This window comes from Citrobacter sp. CK185 (assembly GCF_030333565.1).
Taxonomy (GTDB): domain Bacteria; phylum Pseudomonadota; class Gammaproteobacteria; order Enterobacterales; family Enterobacteriaceae; genus Citrobacter_B; species Citrobacter_B koseri.
Map to the genome: position 1 here is coordinate 15,779 of NZ_JAOWFR010000024.1, position 19,384 is coordinate 35,162.

15 protein-coding genes are annotated in these 19,384 nt (G+C 55.0%); 9 read left to right on the forward strand and 6 right to left on the reverse strand.

What is annotated here, in order from left to right:
• Nucleotides 1-25: 25 nt before the first annotated feature.
• The 5 genes from xni to queF form a co-directional block, all read right to left on the reverse strand.
• Nucleotides 26-781 carry a flap endonuclease Xni gene (gene xni / locus OGV79_RS11260; RefSeq protein WP_110493877.1) on the reverse strand — a complete coding sequence of 252 codons (756 nt, stop codon included), beginning with the start codon at nucleotides 779-781 and terminating at the stop codon, nucleotides 26-28.
• A 170-nt stretch (nucleotides 782-951) separates the two neighbouring features.
• Nucleotides 952-2,319, reverse strand: a complete 1,368-nt coding sequence (gene sdaB / locus OGV79_RS11265; protein ID WP_012134908.1) for an L-serine ammonia-lyase II — start codon at nucleotides 2,317-2,319, stop codon at nucleotides 952-954.
• 60 nt (nucleotides 2,320-2,379) lie between these two features.
• On the reverse strand, nucleotides 2,380-3,669 hold the full coding sequence (gene sdaC / locus OGV79_RS11270; RefSeq protein WP_049009488.1) for an HAAAP family serine/threonine permease SdaC: 1,290 nt from the start codon (nucleotides 3,667-3,669) through the stop codon (nucleotides 2,380-2,382).
• A 564-nt stretch (nucleotides 3,670-4,233) separates the two neighbouring features.
• On the reverse strand, nucleotides 4,234-5,598 hold the full coding sequence (gene ppnN, locus OGV79_RS11275; protein WP_024130903.1) for a nucleotide 5'-monophosphate nucleosidase PpnN: 1,365 nt from the start codon (nucleotides 5,596-5,598) through the stop codon (nucleotides 4,234-4,236).
• A gap of 114 nt (nucleotides 5,599-5,712) precedes the next feature.
• Nucleotides 5,713-6,561 carry an NADPH-dependent 7-cyano-7-deazaguanine reductase QueF gene (queF, locus tag OGV79_RS11280; protein ID WP_114848807.1) on the reverse strand — a complete coding sequence of 283 codons (849 nt, stop codon included), beginning with the start codon at nucleotides 6,559-6,561 and terminating at the stop codon, nucleotides 5,713-5,715.
• Nucleotides 6,562-6,629: 68 nt separating this feature from the next.
• Between queF and syd the strand changes: the two genes are divergently transcribed.
• From syd to OGV79_RS11320, 8 genes are all read left to right on the forward strand, one after another.
• Nucleotides 6,630-7,175 (forward strand): SecY-interacting protein, encoded by a 546-nt coding sequence (gene syd, locus OGV79_RS11285; protein ID WP_047461575.1) that lies wholly within the window; start codon nucleotides 6,630-6,632, stop codon nucleotides 7,173-7,175.
• Between the two features lie 633 nt (nucleotides 7,176-7,808).
• Nucleotides 7,809-8,138 (forward strand): YqcC family protein, encoded by a 330-nt coding sequence (locus OGV79_RS11290; protein WP_071257913.1) that lies wholly within the window; start codon nucleotides 7,809-7,811, stop codon nucleotides 8,136-8,138.
• The gene (truC, locus tag OGV79_RS11295; RefSeq protein WP_012134901.1) at nucleotides 8,138-8,920 is read left to right on the forward strand and encodes a tRNA pseudouridine(65) synthase TruC; all 783 of its coding nucleotides are present in this window, start codon (nucleotides 8,138-8,140) and stop codon (nucleotides 8,918-8,920) included. Before OGV79_RS11290 ends, truC begins: the two co-directional genes overlap by 1 nt.
• 18 nt (nucleotides 8,921-8,938) lie before the next feature.
• Nucleotides 8,939-9,388 (forward strand): flavodoxin, encoded by a 450-nt coding sequence (locus OGV79_RS11300; protein ID WP_012134900.1) that lies wholly within the window; start codon nucleotides 8,939-8,941, stop codon nucleotides 9,386-9,388.
• A gap of 456 nt (nucleotides 9,389-9,844) precedes the next feature.
• Nucleotides 9,845-11,197 carry a galactarate/glucarate/glycerate transporter GudP gene (gene gudP / locus OGV79_RS11305; protein WP_012134898.1) on the forward strand — a complete coding sequence of 451 codons (1,353 nt, stop codon included), beginning with the start codon at nucleotides 9,845-9,847 and terminating at the stop codon, nucleotides 11,195-11,197.
• A 2-nt stretch (nucleotides 11,198-11,199) separates the two neighbouring features.
• Nucleotides 11,200-12,540, forward strand: coding sequence for an enolase C-terminal domain-like protein (locus tag OGV79_RS11310; RefSeq protein WP_012134897.1), 1,341 nt, complete (start codon nucleotides 11,200-11,202; stop codon nucleotides 12,538-12,540).
• Between the two features lie 19 nt (nucleotides 12,541-12,559).
• The gene (gene gudD / locus OGV79_RS11315) at nucleotides 12,560-13,900 is read left to right on the forward strand and encodes a glucarate dehydratase (protein WP_024130902.1); all 1,341 of its coding nucleotides are present in this window, start codon (nucleotides 12,560-12,562) and stop codon (nucleotides 13,898-13,900) included.
• 81 nt (nucleotides 13,901-13,981) lie between these two features.
• Complete coding sequence (locus OGV79_RS11320) at nucleotides 13,982-15,124, forward strand: glycerate kinase (protein ID WP_286468367.1); 1,143 nt, start codon at nucleotides 13,982-13,984, stop codon at nucleotides 15,122-15,124.
• Between the two features lie 132 nt (nucleotides 15,125-15,256).
• On the opposite strand, the gene barA is transcribed toward OGV79_RS11320, so the two are convergent.
• On the reverse strand, nucleotides 15,257-18,013 hold the full coding sequence (barA, locus tag OGV79_RS11325; protein ID WP_049009494.1) for a two-component sensor histidine kinase BarA: 2,757 nt from the start codon (nucleotides 18,011-18,013) through the stop codon (nucleotides 15,257-15,259).
• Between the two features lie 57 nt (nucleotides 18,014-18,070).
• Between barA and rlmD the strand changes: the two genes are divergently transcribed.
• Complete coding sequence (rlmD, locus tag OGV79_RS11330) at nucleotides 18,071-19,369, forward strand: 23S rRNA (uracil(1939)-C(5))-methyltransferase RlmD (protein ID WP_286468372.1); 1,299 nt, start codon at nucleotides 18,071-18,073, stop codon at nucleotides 19,367-19,369.
• Nucleotides 19,370-19,384 lie beyond the last annotated feature (15 nt).

The following is a 19,384-nucleotide window of genomic DNA, read 5'->3' on the forward strand; positions in this document are numbered from 1 at the left end:
AGCGCAGCGCCATCCGGCAACACAGCTACCGCGTCAGCCGTAGCTGCTGCAAGTTCCCGTCGATATGGATATCCGTTTGCAGGCGCGCGATATCGCGGCATAAAAATGCCATCTCTTTATGCGCTTCAAGCTTCTTGCGCCACTTTTCCGCTACCTCGTCGAGGTGCGCATAAATCCCTTCCAGAGTCTGAAACTGAACCAACAATTGGGTCGCGCTTTTGGGGCCGATGCCCGCCACGCCGGGGACTTTTGAACTGCTGATCCCCGCCAGCCCCCAGTAGTCCGGCAACTGTTGGGGGAGGACGCCGAACTCTTTCTCAATGAATGGCGCATCCAGCCAGCGTTTCTGGAAATAATCGCGGATACGCAGCGTCGGGGAGAGCAACTGACAGTAGCCTTTGTCGGTAGAAACGATAGTGGCCTGATGCCCGGCCTGTGTGACCTTGACCGCCAGCGTAGCGGCTAAATCATCCGCCTCATTGCCGCTGGAAACCCAGCATTGCACGCCGCGCTGTTCGAAGGCGGCGCGTATTGCGGGCATTTCATTGTGCAACTCGTCAGGCATGGGAGGACGACCGGCTTTGTAGTCCGGGAGACGCTGATGACGCCAGCCGCTGTTGCGCGCGTCATCGTCAAATACGGCGACGGCGTGCGTCGGCTGACTGTGTACAACCAACTGCTCAAGCGCATGCAGGCAGGTCTCCGCGCAGGGCGAGCCTTGAACCGCATGAATACGGCGAATTAAATTCAGTGCATCGACGATAAGCAGATGGACGGCCACGGTGTTCTCCCTGACAAATTTGGGGACAGGGTAACATCCAGGGCGACAGGAGGCGAGTGTTGCGAAATAGCGCGATCCGTAGGCCTGATAAGCGAAGCGCCATCAGGCAATAAATGCCGGATGGCGGCGAGCGCCTTATCCGGCCTACAGATCCTGAAACGTGGTAGGACTTAATCGCAGGCGACAATCTTCATCGCCAGGCCGCCGCGGGAGGTTTCACGGTACTTGGCGTTCATGTCTTTACCGGTTTCGTACATGGTCTCAATAACTTTATCGAGGCACACGCGCGGCTCGCTGGTACGACGCAGCGCCATACGCGCGGCGTTGACCGCTTTCACGGAGGCAATCGCGTTACGCTCAATGCACGGCACCTGTACCTGGCCCGCAACCGGGTCGCAGGTCAGACCCAGGTTGTGCTCCATGCCGATTTCCGCAGCGATGCACACCTGTGTCGGACTGCCGCCCAGCAGCTCTGCCAGACCCGCCGCCGCCATAGAGCAGGCCACGCCGACCTCACCCTGACAGCCCACTTCCGCACCGGAAATGGAGGCGTTCATCTTGTACAGAGAGCCGATCGCGCTGGCCACCAGCATGTAGCGAGCCAGTGAGTTGGCGTTAACTTCGCGGATAAACTTGTCGTAGTACGCCAGTACCGCCGGAACGATGCCGCATGCGCCGTTGGTTGGCGCAGTCACGACACGCCCGCCCGCCGCGTTCTCTTCGTTGACCGCCAGCGCGAACATGTTGATCCAGTCGACAACCGCCATCGGGTCGGTCGTGGTTTTATCCTGGCTGACCAGCATACGACGCAGCGCCGCGGCACGACGTGGAACGCGCAGTTTCCCCGGCAGTACGCCTTCCGTCGTGATGCCGCGCTCAATACCGCCGCGCATCACTTCCCAGACGTTGGCAAAGTGCTGTTCCAGCTCTTCTTTGCTGTGCAGCGCCAGCTCGTTTTGCATCATCAGGCCGGAAAGCGACAGACCGGTTTCCTGGCAGTGTTTTTGCAGATCGGCTGCGGATTTGTACGGATACGGCACGTTGACCGGCGCACTGTTCGACAAACCGAAATGTTCTTCATCAACGATGAAACCACCGCCAATGGAGTAGTAAGTTTGGCTGTAGAGGACCTTATCGCCCGCCAGCGCGCTAATACGCATCCCGTTCTCATGCAGAGACAGGTTGTCGGCATGGAAATTCATGCACTTATCGACCGGAAACTCCACTTCATGCTGACCATTCGCCAGCAGTAAACGTCCGTGGGTATTCACGTCCTGAATAAAGAACGGAATGGCGTCGATGTCGACGGTATCCGGCAGATTTCCCGCCAGACCCATAATAATGGCAATGTCAGTGTGGTGACCCTTACCGGTCAGCGACAGTGAACCATAGACATCCACCACGACGCGGGTGACATCGGTCAGGATATTGCGGGCAATCAGATCATCCGTGAATTGTTTGCCTGCTTTCATTGGCCCGACGGTGTGAGAGCTGGAAGGGCCAATGCCGATTTTGAAAATATCGAATACGCTAATCATAGGGCATCCATTGCTTAAATCTCAGGGAGGAAGCGCCGCCCGAAAGCGGCGCTACAAAACTTAGCTGAACAGGGAGTAGAAAATAGCGGAGATAGCGATCAGACCCATAACAACAACGAATACGTTGCTGATGTGGCCGCTGTACTTACGCATTGCCGGGACTTTCTGGATGGCATACATCGGCATCAGGAACAGAATCATCGCGATGATTGGGCCGCCCAGGGTTTCAATCATCCCCAGGATGCTTGGGTTCAGCGTGGCGACAATCCAGGTCGTAACCAGCATGAACAGCGCAGTGATTTTGTTCAGTTTGTTGATTTCGATGGATTTGCCTTTGCCGCGCAGAGACTTGATAACCATTCCGTTGAAACCTTCACGAGCGCCCAGGTAGTGGCCGAGGAAGGATTTCGTGATGGCGATAATCGCGATGATCGGCGCCATCCAGGCGATAACTGGTGCGTTAAAGTGGTTCGCCAGGTAAGACAGAATAGAGATGTTCTGCTCTTTCGCTGCCGCCAGGTCTGCTGGCGTCAGGCTCAGTACGCAACTGAAGACGAAGAACATAACGGTCAGCACCATCATGATGTGAGCGAATGCCAGGATCTTAGAGCATTTCTTCTCAGCCGCATCGCCGTACTCTTCACGCTTCGCGACCGCGAAGGAGGAGATGATCGGAGAGTGGTTGAAAGAGAACACCATTACCGGAATTGCCAGCCACAGCGTCATCCACAGACCATTGCCGGTAGAGGCAGCGGAATCAAAGGAGAGCGTTTCCAGCGCTGCGCCGCTCCACTGGGGGATCAGGTACAGGGCCAGCAGCATCAGGGCCGCAACAAACGGGAATACCAGAATACTCATCGCTTTAACGATCATCTGCTCACCGAAGCGCACGATGGTCATCATGCCGACAATCAGGATCAGAGACAGAATCGCGCGCGGCGGCGGGGTGATGGCCAACTGGTGGGTCATGAAGCTTTCCACGGTGTTGGTAATCGCCACACTGTAAACCAGCAGAATCGGGTAAATCGCGAAGAAGTAGAGCAGGGTGATCAGCTTACCCGCGCCAATACCGAAGTGCTCTTCAACCACTTCAGTGATGTCTTCGCCAGGGTTTTTACCGGACAGCACGAAGCGAGTCAGGCCGCGGTGTGCGAAGAAGGTCATCGGGAAAGCGATAATCGCCATGATGATCAGCGGGATCATACCGCCGACGCCTGCGTTAATTGGCAGGAACAGTACGCCCGCGCCGATTGCCGTGCCGTAAAGGCCCAGCATCCACATGGTGTCCGTCTTGCGCCATCCGCTTCGAGAATCAATCGAAGCAATAGTGCTGGTTTGAGTGGTTTCCATCTGTTTCTCCTGGAGGAAGCTAAAAGTCAGGTTTGTGGTCTAATCCAATGAAAAAAGACCTGACCGTAAAATGAAATTCGTTTAATGACGATTTTTATATAATTTTTCGCCGTAATAATTTGCGGGCGGAAAGATACATTTAACTTATGAATGTATCAGTGATCGCGATCCCAAATGCAATAATCCACCTGTTATGTGGATAAATTTGGACCATTAATCTGTTAAAAAAACATCAAAGCGAATTTACGGGCGCGAAGGCTACCATTAACGACATATGCCCTAAAAGATCGGGGCGCAATATACGGAGGTTTGGCTATAAAAAACAATGTTTTTGGAGGATTGTCGCGACTAATAAGAATTACGGCTGATAAATTACTATTGGTATTGCAAGGTAAACGTTTGCGCGTTAATGCTTTTATTTTGAAATATAAGCGGCATTTATAAACTTAGCTTCACTATGTGACTGGTATCAATGAAAAAACCGGGCGGTGAAAACACCAGACCCGGTCTGAGAAAGCGGACGATCGTCTGACCCGGCGGATGTGCTCCACCGGGCGCTGCGCGTTATGCGCAGATTTCGTAGCAGGGAATGTAAGCCGAGCCGGGCAGTTTCATACGATGCTGCGCGACAAAGCCCTGGAGCAGGTCGTCCATGCGACGCATCATCTCGCGGTCGCCGTGGATTTTATAAGGCCCGAACTCCTCAATCGCACGGATGCCAACCTCCTTGACGTTACCCGCAACGATGCCGGAGAAGGCGCGCCGCAGATCCGCCGCCAGAATTTCAACCGGTTGATCGGGGTAAAGTTGCAGATTCGCCATATTCTCATGCGACGGTTCGAACGGAATTTGCAGGTCCGGCGCGATGCGAATCGACCAGTTGAAGCTGTAAGCGTCGCCAGTGTCGCGGCGATTCTCTTTCACCAGCGGCATCGCTTTTTTCATCAGCCGCGCCACTTCCGTGGCGTCATCAATGATGACGCGGTAGTAACGGCGGGCGTCTTCTCCCAGCGTATGCACGATAAATTCGTCCAGCACGCGGAAGTAATCCGCACTCTCTTTCGGCCCGGTGAGGATCAGCGGCAGTACCTGATCTTTATTCGCCGGGTTCATCAGAATCCCCAGCAGATAGAGAAGTTCTTCCGCCGTACCGACGCCGCCCGGGAAGATGATAATGCCGTGGGCGATACGCACGAAGGCTTCGAGGCGTTTTTCGATATCCGGCATGATGATCAACTCATTGACCAGCGGGTTAGGCGGTTCTGCCGCGATGATGGAAGGTTCCGTCATACCGATAAAGCGGCTGTCTTTGTAACGCTGCTGCGCGTGGCCTACCGCTGCGCCTTTCATTGGCGCTTCCATTGCCCCTGGCCCGCAGCCGGTGCAAATGTTCAGCTCACGCAGACCCAGCTGGGTGCCGACGCGGCGGGCATAGAGATATTCGTTTTCGTTAATGGAGTGACCGCCCCAGCAGACAACCATGTTTGGCGCTTCGCCGACGTGCAGCGCCCGGGCGTTGCGCAGAATCGAGAACACCAGGTTGGTAATATGCACCGAGCTTTCGAGATCCAGATGCTGGAAACGGCCTGCATTGTGAATCTGACCGTTGACGAACAGGATGTCGCGCAACACGGCGAACAGGTTAGCCTGCAAGGCGCGGATGATGCGTCCGTCCACAAAGGCGTCTTCAGGCGGGTTAATCAGTTCGAGCTTCACGCCGCGTTCACGACGCAGCACGTTGATGTCGAAACTTTCAAAACGAGACAGCAATTCTTTGCTGTTATCAGTCAGACTGCCGGAGTTCAGTACGGCAAGCGAACAGTTACGAAACAGTTGATACAAGTCGCTGCTGGCCGTGCGTTTAAGCATATCGACTTCCAGCTGCGACAACATGTCCATTGAGCCAAGCGGGCTAATATGTGTAATCAAGTAAACTCCTTATGGGACGCAAGACGTCATTCCCTGTTGATTACAATAGCGCTGGCTTATGACCTTTCACAACCTTGCGCGCGGAATCCGGCGCGCAAAATTGAGAAAAAAAGATTACTGACGCACCAGTCTGCCCGTCGCAGGCACAAAATCGGTGTTGCTGCGCCACGGGTTGATATCCAGACCGCCACGACGCGTATAGCGCGCGTACACGCTCAGTTTTTCCGGCTGGCAGAAACGCAGAAGGTCGTTAAAAATGCGCTCAACGCACTGCTCGTGGAACTCGTTGTGATGACGGAACGAGACCAGATAACGCAGCAGCTTCTCGCGGTCGATTTTGCGCCCGCGATAACGAATTTGTATGGAGCCCCAGTCCGGCTGGTGGGTGATCAGGCAGTTTGACTTCAGCAAATGGCTGACCAGCGTCTCTTCCACGACTTTTTCGCCGCTGGCGGCATTCTCCAGATAGTCGGTGCTGAACTGATAGTTATCGATGGTGATATCCTGGTCATCAATGCAGGTGCCGTGAAAATGGGCGACAGGTTGCCCTTCCAGCTCATCGAGACGGTACAGCGCGACGCTGACTTCGCCTTGCGCACAGGCGCGCAGGTCGTTTTCCAGCGTCTGGCGCACGGCGTCCCAGGAGTCAAAACGGGTCTGGTTAAAGCTGTTCAGGTACAGCTTAAAACTTTTCGACTCAATCAAATTGACGCTGGTGTAGTCCAGTTCCACATGACCAACGGCGACCTGCGGCACGCCTTTCGCGTTCAGCCATGACAGTTCATACAGCGTCCAGATATCGGCGCCGTGAAAAGGCAGGTTGTCCGCTTTTAAATCCAGCGGATCGCGATTCAGGCTGCGCGGAACGCCCTGTAGCAGGCTGGCGTCATAATTATCCCGGTAATCCGTTGATTTTCCGAGAGTCAGGCCATCAAGCGCCTGATGGTTTTCATAAGAAGACATGTTTCACCGTCATAAACCAGATACACTATGCGTCAAGTGTATCCTGGCTTTTATGAAGAGAGAAATCGGTGGACGAACTGACATCGCAAGCCCTGACGGCATTTACGACGCGTTATTGCGACGCATGGCATGAGAAACACAACAGCTGGCCGCTCAGCGAAGAGCTGTATGGCGTGCCTTCCCCGTGCATTATCTCTTCGACCAGCGATGCCGTTTACTGGCAGCCGCAGCCGTTTGAAGGCGAGGCGAATGTAAACGCGGTTGAACGCGCATTTGATATTGTGATACAACCTGCGGTCCATGCTTTTTACACCACGCAATTTGCCGGGGATATGTACGCGCAGTTCGCGGATGAAAAGCTGACGCTGCTGCAAACATGGAGCGCAGATGACTTCAGACGCGTTCAGGAAAACCTGATCGGCCATCTGGTCACGCAGAAGCGTCTCAAGTTACCGCCTACGCTTTTTATCGCCACGCTGGAAAATGAACTTGAGGTCATTTCGGTGTGTAATCTCTCTGGGGAAGTTTGCAAAGAGACCCTGGGAACGCGCAATCGTACCGTTCTGGCCGCCTCTCTTGCGGAATTCCTGACTCAGCTTAAGCCGCTTCTGTAATCCACTTTGCCAGACACCGTGTGAGAGATCTCTTACATACCCTGTGAGAGATCGCCAGATAATAAGCGAATACTTATCTCATGGGGTTAACTATAATTCTTTTAATATTAATGAGTTGAGTTAACAATCCTGCCTTTCATATGAAAATATCCTTAAGGCATTGTCTGTAAGTGTCTTGTAAGACAAGGCGAAACAGGCGATTCTATACCTGTCGACAAGGAGTCGCACAACGAAGCGAACGTCAGGATGATGGCGCTTCAGCAGGACACGCCAGGATGGTGTTACAAGGACAGGCTTCAGGATGAAGCAAAGTGGAAAACGCCGGATGCGTTAAGGGACACCTCCAGGACGGAGAACGAGAGCCGGGCAGGATGTTCGGTGGGTCAGGATGGCCAGGATACTTCAGGATGAAGTCGATTCACATCGGGGTGATGTGAGCAGGATGCAAATTGTTCAGGATGAGCAGGTCGCAAGACCACAGGAAAAGTTGTCACGGATGAGCAGGGAGCACCAAAAGTAGCCGGAATGCTGCGAAACGAACCGGGAGCACTGTTTTTACAGTGCTCCCTTTTTTTATTTCGTCTTCACTGATGCTATTCTTCGCGCCAGTTTTTCATCACTGAGGTTAATTTCATGACGACTCATGACCGTGTGCGCCAGCAACTCCACGCGCTGGAAGCCCTGCTGCGTGAACATCATCACTGGCGGATGGACGAGCCGCAGGCCCACCTGTTTACCAGCACGCAACCTTTTTGTATGGATACGATGGAACCGCTTGAATGGCTGCAATGGGTGCTGATCCCCCGTATGCACGCGTTGCTCGATAACGCGCAGCCGCTTCCGCAAGCCTTTGCTGTCGCGCCGTATTATGAAATGGCGCTGACGGCCGATCATCCTCAACGCGAGGTGATCCTGACGACATTGCAGGATCTGGACGCGCTGTTTACGAGCGATAACGTCTGATGCTGGAAATCCTCTATCAGGATGAATGGCTGGTGGCGGTGAATAAACCGTCTGGCTGGCTGGTTCACCGCAGCTGGTTGGATCGCGACGAAAAAGTCGTGGTGATGCAAACTGTACGCGATCAGATTGGTCAGCACGTCTTTACCGCCCACCGACTCGACAGGCCGACTTCCGGTGTCCTGCTGATGGGGCTTTCCAGCGAAGCGGGGCGCCTGCTGGCGCAGCAGTTTGAGCAGCATCAGATTCAGAAACGCTACCATGCGATTGTGCGCGGCTGGTTAATGGATGAGGCCGTTCTGGATTATCCGCTGGTGGAAGAACTGGATAAGATTGCCGATAAATTTGCCCGCGAAGATAAAGGCCCGCAGCCTGCCGTGACCCATTACCGGGGGCTGGCGACGGTCGAAATGCCGGTGGCGACCGGGCGTTATCCGACAACCCGCTACGGCCTGGTGGAACTGGAGCCGAAAACGGGCCGTAAACACCAGCTCAGACGTCATCTCGCGCATTTACGCCATCCGATTATCGGCGACAGCAAACACGGCGATTTACGTCAGAATCGCAGCGCCGCAGAGCATTTTGGTTGCCAGCGCTTAATGTTGCACGCCAGTCAACTGACGCTTACCCACCCCTTTACCGGTGAACCGCTGATCCTGCGCGCCGGTCTGGACGACGTCTGGATGCAGGCGTTATCACAGTTTGGCTGGCGCGGACTTCTCCCTGAGAATGAAAGGGTTGAGTTTAATGCGTTGTCCCGGCAGGATGAAAATAATCAGGCTTAAATCAGGGAGAAAACGTTAATGGCGGAAATTGGTATTTTTGTCGGCACCATGTATGGAAACTCGCTGTTGGTTGCCGAAGAGGCCGAGGCGATCCTTACCGCGCAGGGGCATAAAGCAACCGTCTTTGAAGATCCGCAACTGAGCGACTGGCAGCCGTATCTGGATAAAGTTGTGCTGGTTGTGACATCGACGACGGGGCAGGGCGATCTCCCGGACAGCATTGTGCCGCTATTCCAGGGAATAAAGGACAATCTCGGTTTTCAGCCAAATCTGCGTTACGGCGTGATTGCGCTGGGCGACAGCAGCTACGTTAATTTTTGCAATGGCGGCAAACAGTTCGATGCGCTGTTGCAGGAGCAAAGCGCGCAGCGTGTTGGGGAGATGCTGTTGATTGACGCCAGCGAACACCCGGAGCCGGAGAGCGAATCCAACCCCTGGGTCGAAAACTGGGGAACATTGCTCTCCTGAGCAAAACCCAGCCGGATGGCGACGTCCGGTCTACATGCGCAGTCTGTTGGCCTGATAAGCGTAGCGCCATCAGGCATTTGCCCTAAAACCCTTTCATACGAAAGGGTTTTCAGAGGCATTTTCATAGGGTCAAGCGACCCGTTTCACACTCCTCTTCTTTTGCTTCTTGCACCCTGTCTGTTTACCTCTTCGTTTTTCATTTCCGTGAAGTGGCTTCCATTGCCCTGGGCTTTTGCCACAAACATACGTGATACGCTGCCGAAATACTGTGTTGTTGCACGGTGAGAGTGCGAGGTGTGCTTTTTATACTTCTCGTGCCAGTTATTAAAAATGCAGTACACAAGGCAAACGACCTCATAAAAAGCTGCAAAAAAACACGAAACGTCATCTCTGATTCCCTACCGGTTGTGCAGTTCAGAGTGAGCGTAGATAACGCGAAAATTCAGGAGTGCAACAATGAGTTCATTAAGTCACGCGGTGAGCGGCGCGGAAAAACGCACCAATGCCCGCTACTGGATAGTGGTGATGCTGTTTATCGTCACATCCTTCAACTATGGCGACCGCGCCACATTGTCCATTGCCGGATCGGAAATGGCCAAAGATATTGGTCTCGACCCGGTAGGCATGGGGTACGTGTTCTCCGCTTTCTCATGGGCCTACGTGATCGGGCAAATCCCCGGCGGTTGGCTGCTCGACCGTTTTGGTTCTAAACGTGTCTACTTCTGGTCCATCTTTATCTGGTCCATGTTTACCCTGTTACAGGGCTTTGTGGATATCTTCAGCGGTTTTGGCATCATCGTGGCGCTGTTTACCCTGCGATTCCTGGTCGGGTTGGCCGAAGCGCCATCTTTCCCCGGCAACAGCCGAATCGTCGCGGCCTGGTTCCCGGCGCAGGAGAGGGGAACGGCGGTGGCGATTTTCAACTCCGCGCAATACTTTGCCACCGTTATCTTTGCGCCAATCATGGGCTGGCTGACCCATGAAGTGGGTTGGTCGCATGTCTTCTTCTTTATGGGCGGTCTGGGGATTGTGATCAGCTTTATCTGGCTGAAAGTGATCCATGAACCAAACCAGCATCCCGGCGTTAACAAAAAAGAACTGGAGTACATTGCTGAAGGCGGTGCGCTGATCAATATGGATCAGAAAGATACGAAGGTGAAAGTCCCGTTTAGCGTGAAATGGGGCCAAATCAAACAGCTGCTGGGTTCCCGCATGATGATCGGCGTCTATATCGGCCAGTACTGCATTAATGCGTTGACCTATTTCTTTATCACCTGGTTCCCGGTTTATCTGGTGCAGGCGCGTGGCATGTCGATTCTGAAAGCGGGGTTCGTCGCTTCCGTCCCGGCTATTTGCGGCTTCGTGGGCGGCGTGCTGGGCGGCATTATTTCCGACTGGCTGATGCGTCGTACCGGCTCGCTGAACATCGCCCGTAAGACGCCGATCGTGATGGGGATGCTGCTGTCGATGGTGATGGTGTTCTGTAATTACGTCAACGTCGAATGGATGATTATCGGCTTCATGGCGCTGGCCTTCTTCGGTAAAGGCATTGGCGCGCTGGGCTGGGCAGTCATGGCGGACACCGCGCCGAAAGAAATCAGCGGCTTGAGCGGCGGCTTATTCAACATGTTTGGCAATATTTCCGGCATCGTAACGCCAATTGCGATTGGCTACATCGTCGGCACGACCGGCTCGTTCAATGGCGCGCTGATTTACGTTGGCGTCCATGCGCTGGTGGCGGTACTGAGTTACCTCGTGCTGGTCGGGGATATTAAACGCATCGAACTGAAACCTGTAGCAGGACAATAAATATGACAACGCAATCAAGTCCCGTCATTACCGATATGAAAGTCATTCCGGTGGCCGGACATGACAGTATGTTACTCAACATCGGTGGGGCGCATAACGCGTATTTCACGCGCAATATCGTCGTCCTCACCGATAACGCCGGTAACACCGGCGTGGGTGAAGCGCCCGGCGGCGAGGTGATTTACCAGACGCTGGTGGATGCGATTCCGATGGTTTTAGGCCAGGAAGTGGCCCGCCTGAATAAAGTGGTGCAACAGGTGCATAAAGGTAATCAGGCTGCCGACTTTGATACCTTTGGTAAAGGCGCCTGGACTTTCGAACTGCGGGTGAATGCGGTAGCGGCGCTGGAAGCGGCGCTGCTGGATCTGCTGGGCAAAGCGCTGAATGTACCGGTGTGTGAACTGTTAGGGCCGGGCAAACAGCGCGATGCGGTGACTGTGCTGGGCTACCTTTTCTACGTGGGTGATCGCACCAAAACGGATTTGCCTTATCTCGAAAAAACGCCGGGCAATCATGACTGGTATCACCTGCGCCATCAGGAAGCGCTCACCAGCGACGCGGTTGTGCATCTGGCGCAGGCGGCGCAGGATCGCTACGGCTTTAAAGATTTCAAACTGAAGGGCGGCGTGTTGCCCGGCGAGCAGGAGATCGACACGGCCCGCGCGCTGAAAAAACGCTTCCCGGATGCGCGAATCACGGTTGATCCAAACGGCGCCTGGCTGCTGGATGAAGCCATCGCGCTGTGTAAAGGGCTGAACGATGTGCTCACGTATGCTGAAGATCCGTGTGGCGCAGAACAAGGATTCTCCGGGCGTGAAGTGATGGCGGAGTTCCGTCGTGCGACGGGGCTGCCGGTCGCGACCAACATGATTGCCACCAACTGGCGTGAAATGGGCCATGCGGTGATGTTAAACGCGGTGGATATTCCGCTCGCCGACCCGCACTTCTGGACGCTCTCCGGCGCGGTGCGCGTGGCGCAATTATGCGATGACTGGGGGCTGACCTGGGGCTGCCATTCGAACAACCATTTCGATATTTCCCTGGCGATGTTCACTCACGTTGGCGCTGCCGCGCCGGGTAAACCGACGGCGATTGACACCCACTGGATCTGGCAGGAGGGCGATTGCCGCCTGACGAAGCAACCGCTGGAAATTAAAGACGGAAAAATTGCAGTGCCGGATGCGCCGGGTCTTGGCGTGGAGCTGGACTGGGAGCAGGTGCAAAAAGCGCATGACGCTTACAAGAAACTGCCCGGCGGCGCGCGCAATGACGCAGGTCCGATGCAATACCTGATCCCCGGCTGGACTTTTGATCGTAAACGCCCCGTTTTCGGCCGTCGCTAATTCATATAAGGACTGAATGATGAGTACACAATTTACGACCCCTGTTGTTACCGCTATGCAGGTCATCCCGGTTGCGGGGCATGACAGTATGCTGATGAACCTGAGCGGGGCGCATGCGCCGTTCTTCACCCGTAATATCGTCATTATTAAAGACAATTCTGGTCACACCGGCGTGGGGGAAATCCCTGGCGGCGAGAAAATCCGCCAGACGCTGGAAGAGGCGATCCCGCTGGTGGTGGGTAAAACGCTGGGTGAGTACAAAAACGTGCTGAATGCCGTACGTCATCAGTTCGCCGATCGTGATGCGGGCGGGCGCGGCTTACAAACCTTCGACTTACGTACCACCATTCATGTGGTCACCGGCATTGAAGCGGCGCTGCTTGATCTGTTAGGCCAGCACCTGGGGGTTAACGTGGCATCCCTGCTGGGTGAGGGGCAACAGCGTAGCGAAGTGGAAATGCTTGGCTATCTGTTCTTTGTCGGCAACCGTAAAGCAACGCCGCTGCCGTACCAGAGCCAGCCGGATGAGAAATGCGACTGGTATCGTCTGCGTCACGAAGAGGCGATGACTCCTGATGCGGTCGTCCGCCTGGCGGAAGCGGCATACGAGAAGTATGGCTTTAACGACTTTAAACTGAAGGGCGGCGTTCTGGCGGGAGATGAAGAGGCGGAATCCATTGTAGCACTGGCAAAACGCTTCCCGAATGCCCGCGTGACGCTGGACCCGAACGGCGCCTGGTCGCTGAACGAAGCAATCCAAATCGGTAAGTACCTGAAAGGCTCGCTGGCCTATGCGGAAGATCCGTGCGGGGCGGAGCAGGGTTTCTCTGGCCGCGAAGTGATGGCGGAGTTCCGTCGCGCGACCGGCCTGCCGACGGCCACCAATATGATCGCCACTGACTGGCGTCAGATGGGGCATACGCTCTCCTTGCAGTCTGTGGACATTCCGCTGGCTGACCCGCATTTCTGGACGATGCAGGGATCTGTTCGCGTCGCGCAGATGTGCCATGAGTTCGGCCTGACCTGGGGTTCACATTCCAATAACCACTTTGATATTTCCCTGGCGATGTTCACGCATGTGGCGGCCGCCGCGCCAGGCAAGATCACCGCGATCGACACCCACTGGATCTGGCAGGAAGGTAATCAGCGTCTGACCAAAGAGCCGTTTGAAATCAAAGGCGGTATGGTGCAGGTGCCTGATAAACCAGGTCTTGGCGTTGAGATTGACATGGATCAGGTGATGAAGGCGCACGAGTTGTATCAGCAACACGGCCTGGGCGCGCGTGATGATGCGATGGGAATGCAGTATCTGATCCCGAACTGGACATTCGACAATAAGCGCCCGTGCATGGTGCGCTGACTGTATTGAACCGGTTTCGTCATGGGGTCGGTTCTTCTCCTGGTGTATGCTTAGTACAGTCAACATGCGTAAGGATGCTTTATGAAAATAGTGATCGCACCGGACTCTTATAAGGAAAGTTTGAGCGCTCTTGAGGTAGCGACCGCCATTGAGGAGGGGTTTCGTGAAATCTGGCCTGATGCGGATTACGTAAAACTCCCGGTTGCTGATGGTGGTGAGGGAACGGTTGAAGCGATGGTCGAGGCCACGGCAGGCCGGATTGTTGATGTTGACGTGACGGGCCCGCTCGGTGACAGCGTGCGGGCATTTTATGGGCTTTCTGGCGACGAACGTTCGGCCTTTATCGAAATGGCCGCCGCCAGCGGGCTGGAGTTGGTTCCACCGCAATTACGCGATCCGCTAAAAACCACCTCGTGGGGAACCGGTGAGTTAATTCGCCACGCCCTCGATGCCGGGGTGGAACATATTATTATTGGCCTTGGCGGTAGCGCGACGAATGACGGCGGCGCCGGTATGGTGCAGGCGCTGGGGGCGAAATTGCTGGATGCGCAGCACCAGGAGATTACGCAAGGCGGCGCGGCGCTGGAAGCGCTCTCAAAGATTGATATCAGCGGTATTGATAAACGTCTTGCCGCGTGTCGTATCGAAGTCGCCTGCGATGTCACGAATCCGCTGACCGGGAAAGAGGGGGCATCTGCGGTATTTGGTCCGCAAAAAGGCGCCACGCCGGAGATGATTCAACGCTTAGACGACGCGCTGACGCACTATGCCCGGCTGATTTCCCGCGATCTGGATATTAATGTATTCGAACTGGCGGGCGGCGGCGCGGCGGGCGGTCTGGGAGCCGCATTATATGCGTTTTGCGGCGCGGAGTTACGGCGCGGCATTGAGATCGTGACCGATGCTTTGCATCTGGAGGAGTGCGTTGCTGATGCGGATCTGGTTGTTACCGGAGAAGGGCGCATCGACAGCCAAACGATACACGGCAAAGTGCCTGTCGGCGTGGCAAAGGTCGCGAAACGACATAATAAGCCCGTGATTGGTATTGCAGGTAGCCTGACGGCAGATGTGGGTGTTGTACACCAACATGGGCTGGATGCTGTTTTCAGCGTGATTTATACCATCTGTACGCTGGATGAGGCGCTGGAGAATGCCGCAGAAAATGTGCGTATGACTGCGCGCAATATCGCCGCCACCCTTAACGTGGGGCAACATTTACGTTAACTGCCTGATGGCGCTGCGCTTATCAGGCCTACGGTCACGCACCTGTAGGCCGGTCACGTTGCGCTTATCAGGCCTACGGCCACGCACCTGTAGGCCGGATAAGACGCGCTAGCGTCGCCATCCGGCATCCCCTCATCCTAATATTTTCTTTGCTTCGCGCGCGACGTTGTCCATCTCATCAAGCAGCTCCAGAAACTCGGGTTCAAGCTCCTCTTCTTTGGTACCGCTGCGTAACTGCTGCTCAATTAACTGGCACAAGTTTTTCATGCGCGGCACCCCGCTGTAGCCGCAGCTGCCGTGCAGCGTGTGGATGAGATCCACCAGCCCTTCGGGCGCCTCTCCCACCAGCTGTTCTTCAATTTTGTTACGCACTTCCGGCAGGAAGTCGATGAGCATTTGCAGCAGATCCCGCGCCAGATCGGATTTTCCGGCCGCCTGGCGCAGCGCCAGTTGCCAGTCGAGCGTTGCGTTCGGGTTGACGATAAACTCTGTCGATTCAGCGGCGGGTAATCGGGTTGCTACCACGGCCCCCGGCTTATAGCGTAACAGCAGACTGTGCAGCTTTTCTTCTTCTATCGGCTTGGCCAGATAGTCATTCATCCCCGCGCTCAGCAGCTTCTCTTTCTGACCCGCCATCGCATGTGCCGTCACGGCGATCACCGGCGTTTGCTGCTGATGCGGAAGCTGATGAATCAGCTCACAGGCGCGGATACCGTCCATATCCGGCATCTGAATGTCCATCAGGATCAAATCAAACTGCATCTGTTTGGCCCGCTCCACCGCCTGATGCCCGCTGTCGCAAAGCTCCACATGCTGGACTTTGTCCTCCAGCAGCGCGCCGATCAGCTTCAGGTTGGCCGGGTTATCGTCGACCGCCATTACCGTCATGGCGATTTTATTCTCATCCGTCAGCAGCGGTTCAACATGCTGATTCAAATGGCAGTATTCCGTCAGCGCAGGCAGTAAACGCGTTGAGGTGAGCGGTTTTAACAGACAGGCCGCCGCGCCGCCTTGCTTGAGTTTTTCGGCGTTAATCTGGGCATGGCAAGGCAGCGCCAGCAGCAGGAAGTCCGTCATGGCGGCGGCTTTTGCCAGCCGTTCTTGCTGCATGGTGAGCGGTTCGTTAAAGGTCACCGGAACGCTGATAAGCAGGATATCGTAGTGATCCAGCGGCAACGCTGAGAACGTCGGGCTGTAGATCACCTCCAGCGGCGTGTCGCTCAGCATATCCAGCGTGCATTGCGCGGCGGTGGCGTTCGGTTCGACGTAGGCCAGTCGTTTTCCGACCAGACAGCGCGTTGGCGGCGCGTCGCTTATCACATTCGGGTTGAGATCGAGATTAATGTGGAACCAGAAAGTGGAACCGCGATTGGGCTGACTGTGGAACGAGATATCGCCGCCCATCTCATTGACCAGTTTTTGCGTAATCACCAGCCCCAGACCGGTTCCGCCATGACGGCGTGAAATGCTGGCGTCCGCCTGGCGGAAAGCCTGGAACAGACGCGACTGGTCGCGCTCGGGAATGCCGATGCCGGTATCGCGGATCTGGATTTCAATCTGTACTTTGGTATTACTGAGCGCGCGCTTTTCAACCAGAATGTCGATATTGCCGCTTTCGGTAAATTTAATGGCATTACCGACCAGATTGGTAATGACCTGCTGTAGGCGCAGCGGGTCGCCGATGACGTTATCCGGTACGTCATTTTTGATGTTTAACGTGAGCTCCAGCCCTTTGTCATGGGATGAATGCGCCAGCAGCGTCACCACTTCATCCAGCGTGCTGCGTAGCGGGAAGGGAATGCTTTCCAGAATCAGCTTGCCCGCTTCCAGCTTGGAAAAATCGAGCACGTCATTGATGATCGCCAGCAGGTTGTTGGCCGAACGCTCGATAGTATTGAGGTGATCGCGCTGGGTTGTATTGAGTTCGGTTTTTAGCGTCAGACGGGTAAAGCCAATCACGCCGTTAAGCGGCGTACGCAGTTCGTGCGACATGTTGGCCAAAAACTCAGACTTAATACGCGCCGCTTCCTGAGCGCGCTTCTTCGCCAGATCCAGCTCAACGTTCTGGATCTCCATCTGTTCCAGCGTTTCGCGCAGATCCGAAGTGGCCTGATCGATATTATGCTGCATCTCTTCATGGTAAGCGGCAAGCGACATCGCCATCGAGTTGATGCCGTTTTTCAGCATATCCAGCTCGCCCAGCATAAAGCCCTCGACGCGGCTGTCGAGCTGCCCACGACGAATGCGGTCAACGGTATTGACCATATTACGAATGGGGCCGGTGACGTCGCGCATCAGACGCCAGCCAAAAATTAAGGCAATACCGATACAGAACAGCATCATCACGCTGGAGATGAAAATCTCTTTGTACTGTTGCAGGCGGACGGACTTGAGATCCAGTTCAAGCGCCACATATCCCAACATATTTCTCGGCGTTTTGGCGTCTGTTACGGGGGATTCGTCCGGCGAATACCTTTCGGAGATAATCGGCGTTCGCAGGATCATAATGTCCCCGTGGCGGGTCACGCTCAGCCTGCGGGGAAACGGCTCCCCGGTGGCGAGCTGCATTTCTGACGGATCGAGATGGAAATTGGATGTGACAAACAGCCGGTTATTCTCGTCATAAACGGAAATGGCGCGCACGATGTCGGAGTGGCGGCGATGGAGAACGCTGATGAGCTGCCCGATTGATTCGCGGTTTTGCAGGTTCATGCCATATTCGCTGGAGACCGCAAGAGGTTCGATAATGCTGGCGCCAGCATCTTCCAGTTGACGCTGCAAGTCGTTATAGCGATGCACAACGAAAAAGATACTGAGCAGTAAACCAATGAGGACGGTCGGGGCCAGGATCAGAATCATCATGCGTGCGCGCAGGCTGTAGTTGGTCATGGAGTTCCGTTATGGGACAATTAGGGTCACACTGTTAAATTGAGAAATATCTCGTCGATGGCGCAATTCTACTCTGCAAAACGACGCGTGACGACGCGTCAGATCATAACCGTTACGGTCAATGACCTCGATCCTTTCGGTCAGGGCGTGGCTCGCCATAATGGAAAGGCGCTGTTTATACCGGGATTGCTGCCCCAGGAAAAGGGCGACGTCGTCATTACTGAAGATAAAAAACAGTTCGCCCGCGCGCAAGTTAAGCGTCGCCTGAATGATAGCCCGGAACGGGAAACGCCGCGCTGCCCACACTTTGGCGTCTGTGGCGGCTGCCAGCAGCAGCATGCCAGCGTCGCGCTGCAACAACGCAGCAAAAGCGCCGCGCTGTCGCGCTTAATGAAATGCGATGTCGCCGAGGTGATTGCCGATACGCCGTGGGGCTATCGACGCCGTGCGCGTTTAAGCCTGAATTATCTGCCTAAAACTCAGCAATTGCAGATGGGATTTCGCAAGGCGGGCTCCAGCGATATCGTGGATGTCAGGCAGTGCCCCATTCTGGTGCCCCAGCTTGAGGCGCTGCTGCCCCGCGTCAGGGCGTGTCTGGAAAGTTTGCAAGGAAACCGCCACTTTGGCCATGTCGAGCTGGTACAGGCGGGGAATGGCACCCTGATGGTGCTGCGTTATACGGCGCCCTTGAGCGCGGCGGACAGAGAAAAACTGGAACGCTTTTCGCATTCTGAGGGACTGTCTCTGTTTCTGGCCCCTCAAAGCGACATACTTGAACCGCTTACCGGGGAGGCGCCCTGGTATGATTCAAACGGGCTACGCTTAACCTTCAGCCCGCGCGACTTTATTCAGGTCAACGAAGGGGTGAACCAGAAAATGGTCGCCCGGGCGCTGGAATGGCTGGATATTCAACCTGACGACCGCGTTCTGGATCTGTTCTGCGGCATGGGGAATTTTACTCTGCCGCTGGCGACGCGCGCCGCCAGCGTTGTGGGCGTTGAAGGCGTTCCGGCGCTGGTGGAAAAAGGCCGGGAAAACGCGCGGCGTAACGGATTACAGAATGTGACATTCTTTCACGAAAATCTCGAGGAAGATGTCACGAAGCAGCAATGGGCGAAAAACGGTTTTGACAAAATTTTGCTCGATCCCGCTCGTGCCGGGGCGGCAGGCGTGATGAAACACATTATAAAGTTAAAACCAATTCGTATTGTTTATGTATCCTGTAATCCTGCTACGCTGGCACGGGATAGCGACGCCTTGTTGAATGCCGGATACCAAATTCAGCGGCTGGCGATGCTCGACATGTTCCCACACACTGGGCATCTGGAATCAATGGTGTTGTTTGAGCGTTTGTAATGAGTCATGGCTTGC